Origin of the sequence: Burkholderia sp. Ed8 (assembly GCF_040761425.1) — a bacterium.
GTDB lineage: Bacteria > Pseudomonadota > Gammaproteobacteria > Burkholderiales > Burkholderiaceae > Burkholderia > Burkholderia seminalis.
In genome coordinates this window covers 768425-789081 of the sequence record NZ_CP142889.1, presented here as the reverse complement: position 1 = coordinate 789081, position 20657 = coordinate 768425, and the positions used below count along the sequence as shown (strand labels likewise).

The following is a 20657-nucleotide window of genomic DNA, read 5'->3' as shown; positions in this document are numbered from 1 at the left end:
GCGGCGTCGTTCATTTCAGAAGGAGCAACCGATGCGAACGTCACAACAGTCCTATATCGACGGCCAGTGGCTCGATCCGGCCGACGCCCGGTCGATCGACGTGATCGATCCGGCCACCGCGCGGCCCTATGCGCAGCTCAGGATCGGCGCCGCGGCCGACGTCGATCGCGCGGTCGGCGCGGCGAAACGGGCTTTCGACACGTATTCGCGCTGGCCGGTGGACGAGCGTGTCGCGCTGTTGCGGCGCGTGCTCGAGATCTACCAGCGCCGCTACGAAGAGGTCGCACGGACGATCAGCCGGGAAATGGGCGCGCCGATCGCGTTTGCGCGCGCGGCGCAGGCCGCGGTCGGCACCGCGCACCTGGAACAGACGATCCGCGCGCTGCAGTCGTTCCGCTTCAGCACGCAGACCGGTTCGCTGCTGGTGTCGCACGAGCCGATCGGCGTGTGCGCGCTGATCACGCCGTGGAACTGGCCGATCAACCAGATCGTGTGCAAGGTCGCACCGGCGCTCGCCGCCGGCTGCACGATGGTGCTCAAGCCGAGCGAGGTCGCGCCGTTCAGCGCGATCCTGTTCGCGGAAATCCTGCACGAGGCGGGCGTGCCGCCCGGCGTGTTCAACCTCGTGCACGGCTACGGGCATGAAGTGGGCGATGCGTTGTCGCGACACCCGGATGTCGACATGGTGTCGTTCACGGGCTCGACGCGCGCGGGTGTCGAGGTCGCGAAGGCGGCCGCCGATACCGTGAAGCGCGTGCACCAGGAGCTCGGCAGCAAGAGCCCGAACCTGATCCTGCCGGATGCCGACATCGAGGATGCCGTCACGCGCGGCGCGCGCAGCTGCTTCAGCAACAGCGGCCAGTCGTGCAATGCGCCGACGCGCATGCTCGTGCATGCGGATCATCTGGCGCTGGCCGAGCAGGCGGCGCGGCGCGAAGCGGAGCGTACCGTCGTCGGCGATCCGCGTTCGACGGAAACGGGCATCGGCCCGGTCGTCAGCCGCACGCAGTTCGACCGCATCCAGCACTTCATCCGGCTCGGGATCGACGAAGGCGCGACGCTCGTCGCCGGTGGTCCCGGCCGGCCGGAAGGGTTAGGCGACGGCTTCTACGTGCGGCCGACGGTATTCTCGAACGTCACGCCGGACATGACGATCGCGACCGAGGAAATCTTCGGGCCGGTGCTGTCGATCATGACCTACCGGACCGAGGAAGAAGCGATCGCGCTTGCGAACGATTCGGTGTACGGGCTCGCGGCCTACGTGCAGTCGAAGGATCTCGATCGCGCACGTCGCGTCGCGGCGAGGTTGCGGGTCGGCAACGTTCACATCAACTACCCGGCGTGGAACCCGGCCGCGCCGTTCGGCGGTTACAAGCGTTCGGGCAACGGGCGCGAGTATGCGGAGTTCGGCCTCGTCGAGTATCTGGAAACGAAGGGGACGACGGGGTACACGGACGGCAGCGCGTGATGATGCCCTGATCGCCCTGGGGACCGGGGCGGCGAACCGGTTCCCGCCGATGGCGGCGCCGCGCCTGGCGTTCGATCGGAACGTCACGTCACCGCCCGCCGCGGGTGCGGCAGCAGTCCCCGGGCCGCCACGAAGCGGTCGGCCTTGATTCCTCGCCGCGTGTGCCGCCGCTCAGCGGTCTTCGGGATCGGCCACGGCCGCATCGGCGCCCGCAACGGGAGCGGCGGCGCGCCGGCGAATCTCGGAATCGAGGATCAACCGCCCGCGCAGCTTGCCCTTCATCCGCTTCACATGCTTGGGCGCCTCGGTCATGTGCTCGACCATCAGCGCGCGGACGCGCTCGACGTCGCGCTCGCGCGCGGCCTGCAGGATCGCCTTGTGAATCGACACGTTCGCCTCGCCGAAGCGCTTGTGCTCGACGAGCGGCGTATCGTTCCGGAACTCGATCAACTGCCGGATCATCTCGTTGATCAGTTCGCAGCTGAAGCGCAGGAACGGATTCGGATTCGCGGCCGCAAGGATGTCGTGGAACGTCGTGTCCTCCTGCCGCTGGCGCAGCATGTGGCCGCGATCGTGCACGCCCGAGCCGCCGTCGCAGCACGCGATGTTCGCTTCCAGCGCCGCGAAGTCGCGCTCCGTCAGGTGCGGTACGGCGCCGGCGGCCAGCTCGGGTTCGAGCAGCTTGCGCACCGTATAGATGTCGTCGATCGACACGTCCTTGAAGAACAGGTAGTTCTGCAGGAGCTGCAGCGTGCGGTCGAGCGGCACCTCGACGACCATCCCGCCGCCCGACGGCCCCGTCGTGACCTTGATGAGCCCCTGCACCTCGAGCGACTTCAGCGCCTCGCGGATCGTGCTCTTGCTCACCGCATAGAGCTGCTGCAGCTCGGCCTCGCGCGGCAGGCGGTCACCGGGCTTCAGGTCCTTCTCGGTGATCAGCCGCTTGATCTCCTCGGCGACGAGATCGGCCCGCTTCGGCTGCTTGATTTCGACCGCGAGGCCCGCCCTGGCTCGGTCCATGACCATCTTCACGACTCCTTTGTCTGACTGCGCGCCGCGTCATCGTCGACGATCGGTCCCGGCGCGGGTACGGAATTTTGCCTGATTGACACCAATTTTGATCAACTCTAGCATCAGGTTCATTCTATTTATCATGATAAATAGAATGAACCGGCGCGCGCATCCTGCAGGGCGTGGGTACGGTTTGGCAGTCGGTCGCATCGTGTGTCCCCCTTTATCAGGAGCGTCAACTTGAATCGCCGAGAACTGTTGAAACTGGCCGCGCTGTCGGCCGTGCCGGGCGCGCTCGGCAGCATGTCGTCCCGTGTCGCGTTCGCGCAGGGCTCGCCCATCCAGCTTGCGTGCCCGGTGCCGATGTCCGGCCCGTTCGCGGCCAACGGCAAGTACGCCGATCTCGGCATGCAACTGGCCGTCAAGCAATACGGCAAGGTGCTCGGCGCGCCGCTCGCCTATACGTCGCTCGACACCGAGGGCAAGCCCGCGACCGCCGTGCGGCGCGTGCAGGAGATCGCGCAGCAGAAGGGCGTGCGTTTCTTCGCGGGCGGCATCCTGTCGTCCGAATCGCTGGCGATGGGCAAGGAAGTCCAGAAGGCGGGCGGCGTGTTCATCACGACGGCCGGCGCGGACGAGATCACCGGCAAGGATTGCAACGCGGCGACCTTCCGCTGGTCGGTGCCGACCTTCGGCGCGATCGAGCAGACGGTGCGCCCGCTGGTCCAGATGCTGCCGAAGGCGAAGCGCTGGTACACGATCACGCCGCAATACGTGTTCGGCGACGGCCTGCTGTCGGCCGCGAAGGCGATCTTCAAGGAGAAGGGCATCGAGCACGTCGGCAACAGCTACCACTCGCTCGCCGAAAAGGAGTTCAGCGGTTATCTGACGAATGCGGCGGCCGCGCAGCCCGACGTGCTGCTGATCCTGAACTTCGGCTCGCAATCGTCGGACACGCTGCGCCAGGCCGTCAGCTTCGGGATGAAGCGCAACTGCACGATCCTGCTCGCGTGGGCATCGGGCCTCGAGCAGTTCGAGGCGCTCGGTCCGGACATCTGCGACGGCGTGTATTTCGGCGCGCAGTACTGGCACGGCATCGATGCGCCGCTGAACCGCGATCTCGTGAAGCGCGCGAATGACGCGTTCAAGGCGAACCCGAACTACAGCCTCGCGGGTTCGTACGTCTGCACGAAGATCCTGATCGACGCGATGGTGAAGGCCGGCAGCGCCGATCCGAAGAAGGTCGTCGCGGCGATGGAAGGGATGAAATACGACGGCCTCACGGGGCCGGAGGAAATCCGCAAGGGCGATCACCAGGTCCTGAAGAACTACTACCTGCTGAAAGGCAAGCCGAAGAGCCGGATGAAGAACGCGGACGACTATGCCGACATCGTCAGCTCGGGCCAGTCGTTCCTGCCGGTCGACAAGACGGGCTGCAAGCTCGCGTGACGCAGTGCATGCGTTCGCGGCGCCTCGTGCGCCGCGGGCGTCCGTTACCTTCCTTTCCGACACGGAAGCCATGAACGTCTATCTGCTGCAGATCGTCAACGGCATCGGCGTGGGCATGCTGTATTTCCTGCTCGCCGTCGGCCTGTCGATCGTGTTCGGCCTGCTGCGCTTCGTGAATTTCGCTCACGGCGCGTTCTACCTGCTCGGTGCGTATCTCTGCTACCAGGCGCTGCAATGGTCGGCGAATTTCTGGGTCGCGCTCGCGATCGTGCCGCTCGTCGTCGGCGCGTTCGCGTGGGGCGTCGAAAAACTCGTGCTGCGCCATGTGTACGCGCAGCAGCACGAATTCCACATCCTCGCGACCGTCGGGCTCGCGCTCGTGCTGCAGGAGTGCGCGATCCTCGCGTGGGGGCCGCTCGGCGACAACGTGCCGCCGCCCGACGCGCTGAACGGCGTCGTGATCTGGGGCGGCTTCGTCTACCCGAAGTACCGGCTGTTCGTGATCGGGTTCACGGCCGTGCTCGCCGCGTTGCTGTGGTGGGTGCTCGAAGGCACGCGGCTCGGCAGCACGGTGCGCGCGGGCAGCGAGTCGACGGAGATGGTGTCGCTGCTCGGCATCAACGTGACGCGCGTGTTCAGCCTCGTGTTCGCGCTCGGTGCGGCGACGGCCGCGCTGGCCGGCGTGCTCGCCGCACCGATCCGCGGCGTCGATCCGTTCATGGGTATCGAGGCGCTCGGCGTCGCGTTCGTCGTGGTCGTCGTCGGCGGGATGGGGAATTTTCTCGGCGCGCTGGTCGGCGGGCTGCTGGTCGGCATCGTGCAGAGCCTGATGAGCACGCTGTGGCCGGAAGGCGCGCGGTTGATGATTTATGTCGCGATGGCGGCCGTGCTGCTGTTGCGTCCGAACGGTTTGCTGGGGAGGGCCGCATGATCCAGTCGTCGAAACCGCTGCCGCCGGGCGCGGCGGCGTCGCAACGCCCGCAGCCGTGGCGCGGCATGCTGCAGCGGCCGGAAGGCTGGCTGGCGGTGATCGCCGCGTGCGTGCTGCCGCTCGTGTTGAGTTCGGGGTCGCTCGCGACCGAAGTGCTGGTGTTCGCGCTTGCCGCGCTCGGCTGCAACCTGCTGCTCGGCTATACGGGGCTGTTGTCGTTCGGGCAGGGCATCTTCTTCGGGCTCGGCAGTTACACGGCGGGGCTGGTGCTGACGCGCGGCGTCGAGTCGGTGACGGCCGCGCTGGCCGCGGCCGCGGTGCTCGGCGCCGTCGCGGCCGCGCTGGTCGGCTGGTTCTCGATCCGGCAGCGCGGCACCTATTTCGTGATGCTGACGCTCGCGTTCGGGCAGCTGTTCTACTTCCTCGCGTATACGACGCCGGATGTGACGGGCGGCGACAACGGGTTGCTCGACATCCCGCGCCCCGCGCTGTCCGCGTTCGGGCATCCGCTCGTCGTGCTCGATTCGCCGTGGCGCTACTACGGTTTCGTCGCGGTGCTGTTCGTCGCGGTGTTCTGGCTGCTGCTGCGCGTGTCGCGCTCGGTGTTCGGCCGGACGCTGCTCGCGATTCGCGACAACGAGGCGCGCGCGGCGGCGGCCGGCTACGACGTGAAGCGCTTCAAGCTCGCGGCGTTCGTGATCTCGGGCGCGGTCACGGGCCTCGCGGGGGCGCTGCATGCATTGATGACGGGCATCGCGCCGCTGTCGAACATCGACTACCACACGAGCGAGGTGATCCTCGTGATGACGGTGATCGGCGGCACGGGCAACCTGTTCGCGTCGGTGCTCGGCGCGGCGTTCTACGTGTTGTTCGCGGACTGGCTGTCGACGTTGTGGCCGCGCTGGCTGCTGCTGCTCGGCCTCGTGCTGATCGCGGTCAGCCTGTTCATGCAGCGCGGGTTGTGGGGGCTCGGCGAACGCGTCATCGCATCGCTGCGGCGTAACGATCGCACTGCGGCCACGGTCAAGGAGCAGCCATGAGCGAAGCGATTCTCGAAGCGCGCGGCGTCGTCAAGCGCTACGGCAAGTTCACCGCGCTGGGCGGGGTCGACCTGCGGATCATGCCGCGCACCGTGCATTCGGTGATCGGCCCGAACGGGGCAGGCAAGACGACGCTGTTCCATACGCTGACGGGCACGCTGCCGATCACGTCGGGCTCGATCCTGTTCGACGGTCACGACGTGTCGCGCGAACCCGATCACAAGCGCGTGCGGCGCGGGATTGCACGCTCGTTCCAGGTGACGAGCCTGTTTCCGAACCTGAGCGTGCGCGAGAACCTGCGGGTTGCCGCGCAGGGCGTCGATTCGCGTCGCGCGCTGAATCCGTGGACGCCGCCGCGCGGTGCGCTCGCGCACGACGGCATCGTCGACGAGGTGCTCGAGCGGCTCGGCCTGCAGCGGTTCGCCGACACCGCGTCCGGCGTGCTGTCGCATGGCCAGCAGCGCAGGCTCGAGGTCGGCATGGCGCTGGCGGCGCGGCCGCGTGCGATTTTCCTCGACGAGCCGACGTCGGGCATGGGGATCGACGATCTCGACGACATGAAGGCACTGATCCGCGGCCTGCGCGACGACTACACGGTCGTGCTGATCGAACACAACATGGGCATCGTGATGGACATCTCGGACACGATCACGGTGATGCAGCAGGGGCGCGTCCTGGTCGAAGGCAAGCCCGATGCGATTCGCGGCGACGCGCGCGTGCGCAGCGCCTATCTCGGCAACATGATCACGGGAGGCCGCGCATGATGCTCGACGTGAAGGACGTGCACGCCTGCTACGGCAAGAGCCACGTGCTGCAGGGTATTTCGCTGAACGTCAATGAAGGCGAGACGGTGACGCTGCTCGGCCGCAACGGCGCGGGCAAGTCGACGACGCTCAAGACGATCGCGGGCGTCGTCGTGCCGACCGCCGGCACGGTGACGTTCGACGGCCGGCCGGTGTCCGGGCAGCCGGCGCACCGGATCGCCGCGCGCGGCCTGTGCTTCGTGCCCGAGCATCGCGGCATTTTCCGGCTGCTGTCGGTCGAGGAAAACCTGCGGCTCGGCGCGCGCCGCGATTCGCCGTGGCAGCTCGACGACATCTACCGGATCTTTCCGCGCCTGAAGGAGCGCCGCCGCAACGGCGGCGGGCAGTTGTCGGGCGGCGAGCAGCAGATGCTCGCGATCGGCCGCGCGCTGATGAATCATCCGCGGCTGCTGATGCTCGACGAGCCGGTCGAGGGGCTCGCCCCGGTGATCGTCGAGGAGATCGTCGAGCAGTTGAAGCAGATCAAGGCCGCCGGCGTCGCGATCCTGCTCGTCGAGCAGAACCTCGAAGTGTGCACGCAGCTCGCGGACCGCCACTTCGTGATCGAGCAGGGCGTGATCGTCTACGAAGGCAGCAATGCCGCGTTCGCGGCCGATCATGACGTGAAGGACCGGTACCTGGGCGTCGGCGTCGCATGAACGCCGTACCCTTTCAATGCGAGGAATGGCAACGATGCAAGTAGAGCATTTGACTCCGGGCGTCGCGGCGTCCGGCTTGCGCGTCGATGGCGCACGGCTGTGGGACAGCCTGATGCGGCTCGCGCGGATCGGCGCGACCGACAAGGGCGGCGTGTGCCGTCTCGCGCTCACCGAACTCGATCGCGACGCACGCGACCTGTTCGTCGCGTGGGCGAAGGAAATCGGCTGCACGGTGCGTGTCGACGCGATCGGCAATATCTTTGCGCGGCGGGCGGGCGAACGCGACGACCTGCCGCCCGTGGCCACGGGCAGTCATATCGACACGCAGCCGACGGGCGGCAAGTTCGACGGCAACTACGGCGTGCTTGCCGGCCTCGAGGTGCTGCGTACGCTCGATGACGCCGGCGTGCGTACGCGCGCGCCGCTCGAGGTGGCCGTCTGGACCAACGAGGAAGGTTCCCGTTTCGTTCCGGTGATGATGGGGTCCGGCGTGTTCTCGGGCGCATTCACGCTCGATCATGCACTCGTGCAATGCGACCGCGATGGCGTGTCGGTGCGCGACGCGCTGGCCGCGATCGGCTATGCGGGCGATGCGACCGGCGCGCATCCGGTCGGCGCGTATTTCGAAGCGCATATCGAGCAGGGGCCGGTGCTGGAGGCGCACGACACGACGATCGGCGTGGTCGAGGGCGCGCTCGGACAGCGCTGGTACGACGTGACCGTACACGGCATGGAAGCGCATGCGGGCCCGACGCCGATGGAGCTGCGGCGCGACGCGCTGCTGGTGGCGGCCGATCTCGTGCGTGCGGTGAACGGCATCGCGCGCGCACATCCGCCGCACGGCCGCGGCACGGTCGGCTGGGTCGACGTGCATCCGAATTCGCGCAACGTGATTCCCGGCCGGGTGACGCTGACCGTCGACCTGCGCGCGGCCGACGACGCGACGCTGGCGGCGATGGATGCGGAACTGCGTGCGACATGCGCGGACCTGTACGCATCAACCGGCATGCGGATCGACGTCGAGCAGGTCGTGTACTTTCCGCCGCAGCCGTTCGACGCGGCGCTGGTCGAGCAGGTTCGCGCCGGTGCGAGCGCGCTCGGGCTGTCGTCGATGAACGTGATCAGCGGCGCGGGCCACGACGCCGTGTATCTCGCGCGTGTTGCGCCGACCGCGATGATCTTCGTGCCGTGCAAGGACGGGATCAGCCACAACGAGATCGAGGACGCCGATCCGGCGCATCTGGAAGCCGGCTGCAACGTGCTGCTACAGGCGATGCTGGGCGCTGCCGGGATCGCGGAGGGCGCTGCGCGATGAAGATCCTGATCGCCCGGATGAACCACGAGACCAACACGTTCTCGCCGGTGCCGACGCCGCTCGCCGCATTCGGCCGCAACGGCCCCGACTGGGGCGACGACGCGTATCGTGCGAACCGCGGGATGCGCACCGCGATGGCCGCGTTCATCGACGCGGCCGCGCGCGAAGGCGCCGACATCGTGACGCCCGTGTCGGCGGCCGCGAACCCGAGCGGGCCGGTCGCGGCCGACGCGTATGCGGCGATCTGCGATGCGATCGTCGCGGCCGCGCCCGGTTGCGACGCGGTGATGCTCGACCTGCACGGTGCGATGGTCGCCGAGCAGAGCGCGGACGGCGAGGGCCACCTGCTCGCGCGCGTGCGCGCGGCGCTGCCCGATGCGCCGATCGCGGTCGCGCTCGACCTGCATGCGAACGTCACGCAGAAGATGGTCGATCACGCGGACGTGATCGTCAGTTTCAAGACCTATCCGCACGTCGACATGTACGAGACCGGCGAGCATGCGGCACGGTTGCTGTTCGACCGGCTTCACGGCCGCGCGCGGCCCGTGCTCGCATGGCGGCAGCCGCCGCTGATGACGTCGACGCTGCGCAGCGCGAGCGCGGACGGCGCGATGCGGCGCGCGGTGGAGGCCGCGCGTGCGGCCGAAGCCGACGGGATGCTGGCGGTATCGGTGCTGCCCGGCTTTTCGCTCGCGGATATTCCCGCACCGTGCATCAGCGTCGTGGTGGTGGCCGACGGCGACCGTGCCGCGGCCGACGCGGTTGCCGAGCGCATCGCGCGGCAGATCTGGGACGCGCGCGACGAATTCGTCTATCGCAGCGCACCGCTTGCCGACTCGGTCGCGCAGGCCGCGGCGCTCGCGCGCGGCGCGGACCGCCCCGTGCTGTTGCTCGATCACGGCGACAACTGCATGTCGGGCGGCCCGTGCGACACGATGGACCTGCTCGAGGCCGCGCTCGCGCAGGGGCTCGACGGCATCGTCAGCGGGCCGTTGTGCGACCCCGAAGCCGTGGCGGCGCTGATCGACGCGGGCGTCGGCGCAACCGTCACGGTGCCGGTCGGCAACCGGCTGCCGTCGCACGGCGGCGTGCGGCGCGAGCCGTTCCGTGCGACGGGCGTCGTGCGCGCGATCACCGACGGCGAATACGTGATCACGGGGCCGACGTACACGGGGCAGCGCGCATACATGGGGCGGGCTGCCGTGCTCGACATCGGCGCGGCCACGCTCGTCGTCACCGAGCGTACGCAGGAGCCGTGGGATCTCGGCGTGTTCGAGAGCGTCGGCGTCGATCCGCGCCGGGCCCGCTTCCTGCTGCTGAAGTCACGGATGTATTGCCGGCCGGTATTCGTGCCGATCGCGGCCGCGCTGGTCGAATGCGACAGCCGCGGCGTGACGGGCTCGGACTACGGGCTGTTCCGCTACGAGCGGCTCGCACGGCCGGTGTATCCGCTCGACGACGTGGCACGGTGGGAGTCGGGCGCGCGATCGGCTGCGTGACGGGCCGGGGCGCGAGACGCCGGATTCTCGCGCTTTCGGGCATCATGCGATGGCACCGGCCCGTCGAGCAGCAGGGCCGGGCAATCCATTGCGTCCGCAACCGATCCGGAGAACCGACCGCCATGCATTCGAATCCCTTCCGCCTGCGCAGCGCGCGCCTGCTCGCCGCGCTGACCTTCGCCACGACGGCCGTTGCCGCGCACGCCGCCGACTGGATCGTGTCCGGCAACGACGGCAAGTACCAGCGTGTCGAGGGCCGCGACACCTATCTGCCGTCTCCGCCGGCCGACACGCTGACGCTGCTCGATGCGAGCACGTTCCCGCCGAAGGTCGCGCTGCAGGTCGACGTCGAGAACGGCATCCAGGGGCCGCCGCAGGCCGTCGCGATCACGCCCGACGCGAAGCTCGCGCTCGTCGGCGCACCGACGCGCTACGACACGGCCGCGAAGCAGCTCGTGTTCGACACGTTCCTGCAGGTCGTGAATCTCGGCGCCGCACCGCTCGCGATCACGCGCATCGAGCTCGGCACGCATCCGCAAGGGATCGCGATCGACCGCTCGGGCCGGCTCGCGCTCGTCGCCAATGTCGACGGCAGCGTGTCGATCCTGCGCATCGACGGCACGCAGGTGACGCTCGACGGCAGCCTGAAGATCGGCAAGAAGCGGCTGGCCGGGATCAGCTTCACACACGACGGCAAGCATGCACTCGTGTCGCTGCGCGACGAGCAGGGCGTCGCGGTGCTGAACGTCGACGACGGCAAGGTGACCGACAGCGGCACGCGTTTGAGCACGGGCGTCGCGCCTTACACGATCGACGTGTCGAGCGACAATCGCTGGGCCGTCGTCAGCAACGTGGGGCTGGCGGGGCTGCCGGGTTATACGGGCACGCTCGCGGGCGACGCCGATTCGGTCGCACTGGTCGACGTGTCGCGCGTGCCGTTCCGCACGGTCCAGTACCTGACGGTGCCGTCGCTGCCGGAAGGCGTCGCGATCTCGCCGGACGGCAAATGGATCGCCGTGCAGGCGATGGACGGCTCGAACCTGACACCGGACAACCCGGGCCGCCACGCGCACGGCAAGGTGCTGCTGTTCGCGATCCGCGACGGCCAGGCCGTGAAGGTGAACGAGGTGCCCGGCGGCGAAGCCGCGCAGGGCATCGTGTTTACCGCCGACAGCCGGCACGTGATCGTGCAGTTCAACGTCGAACGGCAGCTTGCGCTGTATGCGGTCGAAGGCGGCAAGCTGCGCGACACGGGCAAGCGGATCGCGCTGACGGGCGGGCCGTCGTCGTTGAGGACGCTGCCGCGCTGACGCGCGCGGCATGCCCGCTCGTTCTTCTCCGCGAGTTCATGCGGCGCCCGGCTTCGCCGGGCGCCCGTCGCCCACACTCGTTCACGCCGCCGCCGCAATGCAACAAATGGCGGCAATTCATGCCCGAAGCACTTGGCTTCAGATTGTTTAGTTAAACAAACTGAAAATTCGGGAAACTTCCTGTAGTGCATAAACAGTCGTTGCGGCACTGTAAGCCCTCGGGAAGCAGGTGGCATTCCCTGAAACTGGAGGGCGCGACGGTTGCGACAGCAACGATCTCCATCGCCGGATTAATCGTTTTAATCAACGGTACTAATCAAAAAAATGAAAAATTCGCGACTCATGCTTGTCGCTGCACTGGCCTGTGCAGCGCTTGCCGCATGTGGCGGCGACGATGTGAACGGTGTTTCGACGGCCACGAACACTGCCGGCGATACGCTGTCGATGGTGCCGCCGGCGACTTCGGTGCCGTCCCCGCAGCCGCAGCCCGGTCGATCGACCGCGCCCAAGCGTACCGACATGCAGCTGACCGGGTTCGTCAACCCGCTCATCGGCACGCAGGTCAACCCGGATTCGGGTTATGCGGGCAACGTGAGCCCGGGCGCGATGGTGCCGTTCGGCATGGTGAACTTCGGGCCGAACACGCCGCGCCGCGACTTCAACGGCTCGGGCGGCTATCTGTCGTCGGGCGGCTCGGGCGGCACGATCGACTTCTTCAGCGTGACGCATCTGGGCGGCGTCGGCTGCCCGGGGCAGGGGACGGTCGCGATGCTGCCGACCGATGCGGCGACGGCGGTGGCATCGGGTGGCCGGCCGATCGGTATCGGGTACAGGTATGCCGATGAAACGGCCCAGCCCGGCTACTACAAGGTGCGCCTCGCGAACGGCATCGTGACGGAGCTGAGCGCGACGGCGCGCGCCGGCATCGCGCGTTTCACGTACACGAACAAGGACAAGGGCTTTTTCTCGATCGATGCGAAGCTGAACGGCAACAGCGATTCGGGCAGCACGAAGGTCACCGCGAACAACGTCGCGCTGGCGCTTGCGAGCGACGGCAAGTCGCTGAGCGGGCAGGCCGTGGCGCCGGCATTCTGCACGCCGTACGGTACGGTCTGGAATGCGCCCGTGTATTTCCACGCGACCTTCGACAAGCCGCTGCGCAGGCAGACCGGCACGTCGTCGGTGAACACGGCCAGCAACGGCGCGGCGACGCTGCAGTTCGACCTGACCGACGCGGACCGGACGGTGACCGTGAAGATCGGGATCTCGTCCGTCAGCCTCCGGAATGCGCGGGCGAACCTGAAAGGCGAGGGTGACAAGCTCACGTTCGACGACGCGCGGGCGAACGCGTCCGGCCTGTGGAACGACCGGCTCAACACGATCCAAATCGACCAGGCCGCGAATCCGTCCTCGCTCGATGCGACACAGAAGGCCAACCTCACGAAGTTCTACACCGCGCTCTACCGCGTGTTCGGCACACCGACGCTCTACAGCGACGCGAACGGCGAATTCCGCAGCATGCGTCAGCCGAGGAACGCGGACGGCAGCTATCCGAAATCGGTCGACCAGACCGGCACGATTCCGCCGCGCGCGACGGCGAAGGTCGGCGACTACGCGTTCCGGCGCGCCGACGGCTCACAGGGCGGCGCAGGCGCACACTACACCGGCTTCTCGCTGTGGGATACCTACCGGTCGCAGGTGCAGCTGCTGGCGATGCTCGCGCCGAAGGAATCGAGCGACATGATGCAGTCGCTCGTCGTCGACGCATTGCAGTGCGGCGCCTTTCCGCACTGGGTCGACGGCAGCGACGACTCGACGCCGATGGCCGGCGACAACGCACTGAACGTGATTGCCGGCGCGTACAAGTTCGGCGCGACCGATTTCGACCTGGTGTCGGCCGCGCGGCTGACGAAGCAGTCGGTATTCGATCCTTCGAGCGCATGCAACGACCGCACGAGCGCGGCGGGGCTCGCCAATTTCCTGGCCGCCCATTACCTGTCGCAAAGCGACGACGGCCATTCGTCGTCCGCGACCATCGAGCGCGTGCTGAGCGATCGTTCGGCCGCCGCGTTCCTGCAGGCGCTACCGGCGAGCGTGCTGAACGCGCCGTCGGTCGGCGTGACGCCCGACAACATCGGCGCGCTGTACACGCGAGCCGGATGGTGGCGCAACCTCTTCGACTACACGAACAAGGTGATCGCCGCGCGCAACGCACCGCCGTCCGGTTCGGCGCCCGGCACGCTGGGCACGCTCGTGCCGGGCGCGTTCCACGAGTCGACGGAGCCGAACTACTTCTGGACCTTCGCGCAGGACTGGACCGCACTGATCGACGCGATCGGCGGCAAGCAGGCGGCCGTCGCGCGGCTGAACAACCTGTTTGCGATCACGACGCCATTCTCGACCGTGCCGGGCTCCGCCGACCTGAACGGCGGCGAAGCGTCCACCCGCCTGTACATCGGCAACGAACCGTCGTTCCAGTCGCCGTGGGGATACAACTGGGCCGGCCAGCCGAGCGGCGCGCAGTACGTCCTGCCGATCATCATGTCGAAGGCGTTCACGACCGCGCGCGACGGCCTGCCGGGCAACGACGACATGGGCGCGACGTCGAGCTGGTACGTGTGGGCGGCGCTCGGCATGTTCCCGGTCATTCCGTCGGAAGCCGGGCTCGCGTTGTCCACGCCGCAATTCAGCGGGATCACCGTCTGGCTCGGCAACGGCAAGACACTGCGGCTCGACAGCGACAAGCAGGTCGCGATGGACGCGTCGGGTCGTCCGTCGTTCGCGTACATCCAGTCGCTGAAGGTCAACGGTGCGGACTATGCCGGGTCGTGGCTGCCGCTCGGCACGATCGCCAACGGCGGGACGATGCGCTACACGCTGTCCGCGACGCCGACGCAATGGGCGGCTGCCGACAACCTGACGCCGCCGTCCGGGCCGAACGCGGACTACACGCGCATGACGGCCGGCGCGCACTGACGGCGGCGCCATCACGGAGGGCGCATGGCGGCTCGACCGTCCCGACCGCGGATCGGGGCTCGGCGGTGTGCCGCCGGCATGCCGACGGGCGTTACGGACGCAGCAGATCGAACCCGCCGAACACGACGACACCGCTGAGCGCGATCATCGCGACGGAGTGCTGGCCGAAGTAGAGAATCGCGGCGGCAAGCCACGTCGTGATGCAGAAGGCGCCGATGCGGGCCATCGTGTGTTCCTCGAATACATGATGAATGAAGCGCGCGCCGCACGGCGCTCGCCGCTCGAACCGGCGAGCGGGTCACGGAGGCAGGCGGAACAGGCGACCCGCTGCGCCGCGATGGCGGCGTCGGCACGCGTGGCATGCCGCGCCCGACAGGGCGGGAGTCGATACCGGCGCGGTAGCACGCGAACGCCCGAAGGCGGTCGACGCGCGGTTCCGGCCGGCGAAGCCGCGATTTTACCAGCGCCGCGGTGGTGCCATTCTGGCCCTTTCGCGACTGAAACGGCGATCGGTCGGCGCATCCGTCCGACTCCGATACTCAAGTTTCGTGTGACGAATGCCGTAAACGAGTTGGAAGGCATTTCCCGCCCCGTCACGATTCGTTTACCGACACAGGGACCGACACGATGCAGATCGATTTCTCCACGACCGCGCGCGCCTCGCTGGCGGACAGCGGCGTGAGCGCGAACCCATCGGCCGCCGCGGCCGCGACCTCGTCCGCCGACGGCACGACGGCTGCCCCGGGCAGCACCGGCACGACGGGGACGAGCAGTACCACCGGCGCGAAGGCGGCCGGCGATGCCGGCGAAACGCTCGGCGCATCGGGTGCGTCGTCGGCGGAGGACCCGGCCGTCACGCAGTTGAAGGCATTGATCGAGCGGCTGCAGAAGCAGCTCGCGACGCTGGAACGGCAGATGGCGGACGCGGCCCGGCGCGCGAAGGACGATCCGTCCGCCGTCATCGAGCAGCAGACGCTGGGCGCGCAAGCCAGCTCGATCTCGGCGGCGCTGTCGACGGCGATCTCGCAACTCGCGGCGGCGCTCCAGAAGTCGGGCAACGCGTCGTCGGGCGGGCTGGTGTCGACCCAAGCCTGACGGCTTCGGGCCGCGCGGCCCGCACGCATTACAATCGCAAGCGCGTCTCCCTCGAAAGGACGGCAGAACGATGCATGCGGAACCCGACGACGACGAACTCGTCCGCTTCGACGCCCACGGCGGCACGCCGCTGCCGGCGGCCGAGGTCGAAGGCTGGCTGGAACACGACGGCGCGCGCATCTGGCACGCGTCGTTCGGCCATGGGCCGCCGGTCGTGCTGCTGCACGGCGGCCTCGGTCACGCCGGCAACTGGGGCAACCAGGTGCCGGCGCTGCTCGCGGCCGGCTACCGCGCGATCCTGATCGACAGCCGCGGCCACGGCCGCAGCACGCGCGACGCGCAACCCTATTCCTACGAACGCATGGCGTCGGACGTGCTGGCGGTGCTCGACGCGCTGCATGTCGACCGCGCGCGCTTCGTCGGCTGGAGCGACGGTGCGTGCGTCGCGCTCGTGCTGGCGGCCCGTGCACCGGCCCGCGCGGCCGGCGTGTTTTTCTTCGCGTGCAACATGGACCCGAGCGGCACGAAGGAGGTGGTGCCGGGCCCGCTGATCGACCGCTGTTTCGCGCGGCACCGCAAGGACTACGCGCAACTGTCCGCGACACCCGATCAGTTCGACGCATTCGTCGCGGCCGTCAGTGAAATGATGCGCACGCAACCGAATTACACGGCGGGGGATCTCGCGGCGATTGCCGTGCCGGTCGCGATCGTGCAGGGCGAGCACGACGAATTCATCCGCCCCGAGCATGCCGCGTATCTGGCGGACACGATTCCGGGCGCGACGCTGACGATCCTGCCCGGCGTCAGCCATTTCGCGCCGCTGCAGCGCCCCGCGCGATTCAACGCGGCGATGCTGGCGTTTCTCGACCGGCTGCCGCGGTGATCGTACGCGCCCGCCGGGCCGCGTGCGTCGTCCGGCCGATGCGGATTCTTCTCGCCGGCCGTCGTACTCCGTCGTTCCAGAAAAACAATCGTTCGGGACTCAGATCATGCGCGTCATCCTGATTTGCCTTGCATTCCTGATTGGCGATGCCCACGCCGGGCCGTTTGCATCCGACCTGCACGAATCGGTGGATACGGTCGACGTCAAGGTGAAGGATTTCTACGGCAAGGAAGATACCGGCACGGTCGCGATCACGCGGTTCATGCCGAGCGGGAACGGCCCATTCCCGATCCTGCTTCTCAATCACGGGCGCAATGCGCAGGATCGTGTCTCACCGGCGCGATTTCGTTATACGCAACAGGCCAGGTTCTTCGTCAGCAAAGGATTTGCCGTATTCGAACCGACGCGGATCGGATACGGGCGATTCGGCACGCAGTTCGATCCGGAATACAGCGGCGCATGTCGCCACAAGGATTATCACCCGCTGGTCGACGCGGCACGCGCCGAGGAGCGCGCGGTACTGGACTACGCGAAACACCAACCGAACGTCGACCCGAATCGCATCGTCATCGTCGGTCAATCGGTAGGCGGCCTCATCACGACGGCGATGGCGGCCGACAATCCGGACGGCGTGGTCGCGGCGATCAATTTCGCCGGCGGCGCCGGCGGCGATCCCGTCCAGCACCCCGGGGCGCCGTGTCAGGGCGAACTGATGGAAGCGATGTTTTCAAGCTTCGGGACCACGGCGCGTGTCCCGATGCTGTGGATCTATACGGAGAACGACCGGTACTTCGATCCGACCTACAGCGGCGCGTGGTACAAGGCCTTCGTCCGTGCGGGCGGCGACGCGGATTATCGGCTGCTGCCGCCGTTTTCCGACAACGGACACCTGCTGTTCTCGCGTGGCATCGACCTCTGGCAACCCGTCGTGTCCGAATTTCTCGAGCATCACGGCTTTCCTTCCGCACACCAGCCTTGACCCGCATCGCGGTCGAGCCTCGATCGCGGCAGGCGCGGCGGCACCCGTGACGATGCGTGATGCCGCGGGTCTCATAAGAATTTCTTTAGGCTCGCGCAACATATCGTCGATTGTTGGCGGCCGGCCGGCGGCGGATAGTCCTGCATCGACAGGCCGGCCAGAACGATCGCCGTGCGGCGCGTAGCGGCCTGTTGCTCATGCAACCATCCGATACCAAAGGAACCGCAACGATGCGATTCACCATGACCCGCTTCGCCGCGACGCTGCTCGTCGCCGCCTGCGCCACCACCGCGGCCGGCCGCGCGGCCGCCGCCGTGCAGGACGACATCCGCGACACCGTGACCCGCCACGTCGCCCCGCTGATGAAGCAGTACGCGATTCCCGGCATGGCGGTCGGCATCGTCGCCGACGGCAAGCCTTACGTGTTCGACTACGGCGTGATGTCGAAGCAGACCGGCAAGCCCGTCACCGGCGGCACGCTGTTCGAGATCGGCTCGGTCAGCAAGACGCTGACCGCGACGCTCGCATCGGACGCGCAAGAGGGCGGCGAGCTGTCGCTCGCGGACCCGGTCGCCAAGTATCTGCCCGAACTGCAGGGCAAGCCGTTCGGCGTCGTCACGCTGCTCCAGCTCGGCACGCACACGCCCGGCGGGACGCCGCTGCAGGTGCCCGACAGCATTCGCGACGACGCCGGCCTGATCCGCTATCTCGACGCGTGGCGGCCCGAGTATGCGCCGGGCACGCACCGCAAGTATTCGAACGTCGCGATCGGCATGCTCGGGTGGCTCACCGCGAAGGCCATGCACAAGGACTTCGCGGCGCTGATGGAGCAGCGGCTCTTTCCCGCGCTCGGCATGACGCACACGTACATCAACGTGCCCGACGCACGCATGGCCGATTACGCGCAGGGCTATACGAAGGACGGCAGGCCGGTCCGGATGACGCAAGGCATGCTGTGGCAGCCGGCCTACGGCGTGCGGACCACGGCGGCGGACCTGTTGCGCTTCGTGCAGGCGAACATGGGGATGATCCAGACGGCGCCGCGCCTGCAGCGCGCGATCGACCGCACGCACGCCGGTTATTTCCGCGCGGGGCCGCTGACGCAGGACCTGATCTGGGAACAGTATCCGTACCCGGTCGCGCTGCCGACGCTGCTCGAAGGCAACGCACCGAAGATGCTGTACGACGCGGTACCGGCCAGCGCGATCAAGCCGCCGCTGGCGCCGAACCCCGATACGTGGATCAACAAGACCGGCTCGACCGGCGGCTTCAGCACGTATGTCGCATTCGTGCCGTCGAAGCGGATCGCGATCGTGATGCTCGCGAACGGCAGCGTGCCCATCGAGGACCGCGTGAAGGCCGCGTACGGGATTCTCGGGTCCCTTGGCGCCGGGCGGTAACGCTGCCGCGAGCGGCGGCGACAGGGGGGCGCGATGGCGCGGGCGAGCCGTGTCGCCGTTGCTTACCCGGCCGGTTGCTCGTCGTAGGCGACGAAGATCTTCCGCGTGCGTTCGACGACTTCCCAGGTGCCGCGAAAGCCGTGGGGAATCACGAAGCGGTGGCCCGCGCGCACGGTCTTCCGGTTGCCCTCGGTGTCGGTGATCACGGACGTGCCCTCCAGGATCTCGCAGTACTCCGCTTCCGTATAGGCGACATGCCAGCATCCGGGCGTGCTTTCCCAGATGCCGGTCGAAAACCGCCCGCACGGACTCGCGAAGCCCGGCGTGAGCGTCTGCAGCGGATCGCCGGAGATCAGCTTCTCGGGCGACACGCGGTACTGCGTGGGCGCGCCGCTCGGGCGGAGCGCGTCGGTAATCAATGAAACGTCGATCATGATGGTCAGGTTGCGTCGAATTGAAATGAACGCGCCGTCGGCGCGTTCGCATGATTTCATACTTGCGGGCGGTTGCGTCAGTTGCCGGTTTTCAGTTGCTGCCACAGGCGGTTCTCGAGGCGCGCGATGTCGGCCGAACGCGGCTTCGAGAGCGTCATCCTGTCGAGCACGTCGGCGGACAGGTACACGTTCGGGTCGTGCGCGACGGCCGGCGTCACGTACTGACGGGCCGCCCGGTTGGCGCTCGGGTAGTAGATCTCGTTGGTGATGTCCGCGTTGACCTTCGGGTCCTGGATGTAGTTGATCCATTGCAGCGCGGCCTCCGGATGCGGCGCATCCTTCGGAATCGCCATCACGTCGAACCACAGGATGCCGCCTTCCTTCGGGTTCGCGTAGCGGATCTCGTAGCCGCGTTTCGCCGCGGCCGCTTCGCGGCGCGCGACGCTGACGTCGCCCGACCAGCCGAGCACGACGCAGACGTCGTTGTTCGCGAGGTCGTTGTTGTAGCCCGACGAGTTGAACTGCGTGATGTAGGGGCGCACCTTCTTCAGCATGTCGAACGCCGCGTGATAGTCGGCCGGGTTCTTGCTGTTCGGGTCCTTGCCGAGATACTGGAGCGCGGCCGCAAACACGTCGTCCGGCGCATCGAGGAACGACACGCCGCAGCTTTTCAGCTTCGACACGTTGGCCGGATCGAACACCAGCGCCCAGCTGTCGAGCGGCGCACCGTCGCCGAGTGCCTTCCTGACCGCCTGCACGTTGTAGCCGACGCCGTCGGTGCCGTAGGCCCACGGCACACCGTACTGGTTGCCCGGGTCCGATTCGGCGATCTTCTTCATCAGCGCTGGATCGAGGTTCGCGAGATTCGGCAGCTTCGTCTTGTCGAGCTTCTGGTACACGCCGGCCTGGACCTGCTTGGCCATGTAGTTCGACGTCGGCACGACGATGTCGTAGCCCGAACTGCCGGCCAGCAGCTTCGACTGCAGCGTGTCGTCGCTGTCGTAGACGTCGTAGCGCACGTGCACGCCCGTTTGTTTCTGGAAGTCCGGGATCGTCGTCTTCGCAATGTACTCGGACCAGTTGTAGACGTTCAGTTCGGCGTCGGCCGCGCGGGCCGGCGACACCGACAGCGGCGCGAAGCACGCAACGGTCGCGATTGCAACGGGGAAGGCGAGACGAAAAACGCGGACGATCATGGTCACTCCCTTTCGGAACGAGGGCGGCGCACTGCGTGGCGCATGCGCGCCGCGGGACGGTCGGCGAGGCGCGCGCCGGTTCGCTTCGAACCGCGAACGCGCCGACGGGCCTCGCCGGATATCGGAGACGACTGTAGGGGGCGGCCGGCCGGATGTCTGTCCATGAAATCCGTACAGCCGGGCGGCCGCGTGCACCGGAACCCGGCGCG

The 20657-nt window shown here is 67.8% G+C and carries 18 protein-coding genes; 14 read left to right on the top strand and 4 right to left on the bottom strand.

All coding sequences use genetic code 11. The features are described 5' to 3' along the window. Window positions 1-31: 31 nt before the first annotated feature. Complete coding sequence (locus tag VXM69_RS37765; protein ID WP_175026849.1) at window positions 32-1468, top strand: aldehyde dehydrogenase family protein; 1437 nt, start codon at window positions 32-34, stop codon at window positions 1466-1468. 171 nt (window positions 1469-1639) lie between these two features. Here VXM69_RS37765 and VXM69_RS37760 read toward each other — a convergent pair whose 3' ends face one another. Next, the gene (locus tag VXM69_RS37760; protein ID WP_034192037.1) at window positions 1640-2494 is read right to left on the bottom strand and encodes a FadR/GntR family transcriptional regulator; all 855 of its coding nucleotides are present in this window, start codon (window positions 2492-2494) and stop codon (window positions 1640-1642) included. Between the two features lie 225 nt (window positions 2495-2719). On the opposite strand from VXM69_RS37760, the gene VXM69_RS37755 reads away from it, so the two are divergent. The 9 genes from VXM69_RS37755 to VXM69_RS37715 all read left to right on the top strand — a co-directional run bounded on the left by VXM69_RS37755 (window position 2720) and on the right by VXM69_RS37715 (window position 14461). After that, the gene (locus VXM69_RS37755; RefSeq protein ID WP_069704898.1) at window positions 2720-3928 is read left to right on the top strand and encodes an ABC transporter substrate-binding protein; all 1209 of its coding nucleotides are present in this window, start codon (window positions 2720-2722) and stop codon (window positions 3926-3928) included. Between the two features lie 70 nt (window positions 3929-3998). Continuing rightward, a complete protein-coding gene (locus VXM69_RS37750; RefSeq protein WP_034191922.1) occupies window positions 3999-4859 on the top strand; it encodes a branched-chain amino acid ABC transporter permease in 861 nt (286 codons plus the stop codon). Then, window positions 4856-5899, top strand: coding sequence for a branched-chain amino acid ABC transporter permease (locus VXM69_RS37745; protein ID WP_059562380.1), 1044 nt, complete (start codon window positions 4856-4858; stop codon window positions 5897-5899). Before VXM69_RS37750 ends, VXM69_RS37745 begins: the two co-directional genes overlap by 4 nt. After that, on the top strand, window positions 5896-6663 hold the full coding sequence (locus VXM69_RS37740) for an ABC transporter ATP-binding protein (protein ID WP_124608679.1): 768 nt from the start codon (window positions 5896-5898) through the stop codon (window positions 6661-6663). Before VXM69_RS37745 ends, VXM69_RS37740 begins: the two co-directional genes overlap by 4 nt. Continuing rightward, the gene (locus VXM69_RS37735) at window positions 6660-7361 is read left to right on the top strand and encodes an ABC transporter ATP-binding protein (protein WP_059562383.1); all 702 of its coding nucleotides are present in this window, start codon (window positions 6660-6662) and stop codon (window positions 7359-7361) included. The genes VXM69_RS37740 and VXM69_RS37735 overlap by 4 nt, the downstream gene beginning before the upstream one ends. A 34-nt stretch (window positions 7362-7395) precedes the next feature. Beyond that, window positions 7396-8676, top strand: a complete 1281-nt coding sequence (locus tag VXM69_RS37730) for a Zn-dependent hydrolase (protein ID WP_034192036.1) — start codon at window positions 7396-7398, stop codon at window positions 8674-8676. Then, a complete protein-coding gene (locus tag VXM69_RS37725; protein ID WP_034191918.1) occupies window positions 8673-10175 on the top strand; it encodes a M81 family metallopeptidase in 1503 nt (500 codons plus the stop codon). The genes VXM69_RS37730 and VXM69_RS37725 overlap by 4 nt, the downstream gene beginning before the upstream one ends. Before the next feature lie 122 nt (window positions 10176-10297). Continuing rightward, a complete protein-coding gene (locus VXM69_RS37720; RefSeq protein ID WP_367190503.1) occupies window positions 10298-11485 on the top strand; it encodes a YncE family protein in 1188 nt (395 codons plus the stop codon). Window positions 11486-12004: 519 nt separating this feature from the next. Next, complete coding sequence (locus VXM69_RS37715; protein ID WP_367190798.1) at window positions 12005-14461, top strand: glycoside hydrolase domain-containing protein; 2457 nt, start codon at window positions 12005-12007, stop codon at window positions 14459-14461. 91 nt (window positions 14462-14552) lie between these two features. Here VXM69_RS37715 and VXM69_RS37710 read toward each other — a convergent pair whose 3' ends face one another. After that, entirely contained in the window at window positions 14553-14687 is a 135-nt protein-coding gene (locus tag VXM69_RS37710; RefSeq protein WP_006405345.1) for a hypothetical protein, read from the bottom strand. A 401-nt stretch (window positions 14688-15088) separates the two neighbouring features. Between VXM69_RS37710 and VXM69_RS37705 the strand changes: the two genes are divergently transcribed. From VXM69_RS37705 to ampC, 4 genes are all read left to right on the top strand, one after another. Then, window positions 15089-15556 (top strand): hypothetical protein, encoded by a 468-nt coding sequence (locus VXM69_RS37705; protein ID WP_226229221.1) that lies wholly within the window; start codon window positions 15089-15091, stop codon window positions 15554-15556. Between the two features lie 70 nt (window positions 15557-15626). Next, on the top strand, window positions 15627-16439 hold the full coding sequence (locus tag VXM69_RS37700; RefSeq protein ID WP_034191914.1) for an alpha/beta hydrolase: 813 nt from the start codon (window positions 15627-15629) through the stop codon (window positions 16437-16439). Window positions 16440-16461: 22 nt separating this feature from the next. Continuing rightward, complete coding sequence (locus VXM69_RS37695) at window positions 16462-17418, top strand: prolyl oligopeptidase family serine peptidase (RefSeq protein WP_343726881.1); 957 nt, start codon at window positions 16462-16464, stop codon at window positions 17416-17418. A 230-nt stretch (window positions 17419-17648) separates the two neighbouring features. Further along, on the top strand, window positions 17649-18818 hold the full coding sequence (ampC, locus tag VXM69_RS37690) for a class C beta-lactamase (RefSeq protein WP_367190502.1): 1170 nt from the start codon (window positions 17649-17651) through the stop codon (window positions 18816-18818). 62 nt (window positions 18819-18880) lie between these two features. On the opposite strand, the gene VXM69_RS37685 is transcribed toward ampC, so the two are convergent. Next, complete coding sequence (locus VXM69_RS37685; RefSeq protein WP_367190501.1) at window positions 18881-19252, bottom strand: cupin domain-containing protein; 372 nt, start codon at window positions 19250-19252, stop codon at window positions 18881-18883. A 77-nt stretch (window positions 19253-19329) separates the two neighbouring features. Then, window positions 19330-20448 carry a polyamine ABC transporter substrate-binding protein gene (locus tag VXM69_RS37680; protein WP_069704892.1) on the bottom strand — a complete coding sequence of 373 codons (1119 nt, stop codon included), beginning with the start codon at window positions 20446-20448 and terminating at the stop codon, window positions 19330-19332. Window positions 20449-20657: the final 209 nt, after the last annotated feature.

What these genes read in the sequence shown, in the direction of transcription:
- VXM69_RS37750 (WP_034191922.1), top strand. Translation starts at nt 3,999, where the DNA reads ATGAACGTCTATCTGCTGCAGATCGTCAACGGCATCGGCGTGGGCATG.
- VXM69_RS37710 (WP_006405345.1), bottom strand. Translation starts at nt 14,687, where the DNA reads ATGGCCCGCATCGGCGCCTTCTGCATCACGACGTGGCTTGCCGCCGCG.
- VXM69_RS37720 (WP_367190503.1), top strand. Translation starts at nt 10,298, where the DNA reads ATGCATTCGAATCCCTTCCGCCTGCGCAGCGCGCGCCTGCTCGCCGCG.
- VXM69_RS37680 (WP_069704892.1), bottom strand. Translation starts at nt 20,448, where the DNA reads ATGATCGTCCGCGTTTTTCGTCTCGCCTTCCCCGTTGCAATCGCGACC.
- VXM69_RS37685 (WP_367190501.1), bottom strand. Translation starts at nt 19,252, where the DNA reads ATGATCGACGTTTCATTGATTACCGACGCGCTCCGCCCGAGCGGCGCG.
- VXM69_RS37760 (WP_034192037.1), bottom strand. Translation starts at nt 2,494, where the DNA reads ATGGTCATGGACCGAGCCAGGGCGGGCCTCGCGGTCGAAATCAAGCAG.
- VXM69_RS37740 (WP_124608679.1), top strand. Translation starts at nt 5,896, where the DNA reads ATGAGCGAAGCGATTCTCGAAGCGCGCGGCGTCGTCAAGCGCTACGGC.
- ampC (WP_367190502.1), top strand. Translation starts at nt 17,649, where the DNA reads ATGCGATTCACCATGACCCGCTTCGCCGCGACGCTGCTCGTCGCCGCC.
- VXM69_RS37745 (WP_059562380.1), top strand. Translation starts at nt 4,856, where the DNA reads ATGATCCAGTCGTCGAAACCGCTGCCGCCGGGCGCGGCGGCGTCGCAA.
- VXM69_RS37730 (WP_034192036.1), top strand. Translation starts at nt 7,396, where the DNA reads ATGCAAGTAGAGCATTTGACTCCGGGCGTCGCGGCGTCCGGCTTGCGC.
- VXM69_RS37700 (WP_034191914.1), top strand. Translation starts at nt 15,627, where the DNA reads ATGCATGCGGAACCCGACGACGACGAACTCGTCCGCTTCGACGCCCAC.
- VXM69_RS37715 (WP_367190798.1), top strand. Translation starts at nt 12,005, where the DNA reads ATGCAGCTGACCGGGTTCGTCAACCCGCTCATCGGCACGCAGGTCAAC.
- VXM69_RS37705 (WP_226229221.1), top strand. Translation starts at nt 15,089, where the DNA reads ATGCAGATCGATTTCTCCACGACCGCGCGCGCCTCGCTGGCGGACAGC.
- VXM69_RS37765 (WP_175026849.1), top strand. Translation starts at nt 32, where the DNA reads ATGCGAACGTCACAACAGTCCTATATCGACGGCCAGTGGCTCGATCCG.
- VXM69_RS37725 (WP_034191918.1), top strand. Translation starts at nt 8,673, where the DNA reads ATGAAGATCCTGATCGCCCGGATGAACCACGAGACCAACACGTTCTCG.
- VXM69_RS37735 (WP_059562383.1), top strand. Translation starts at nt 6,660, where the DNA reads ATGATGCTCGACGTGAAGGACGTGCACGCCTGCTACGGCAAGAGCCAC.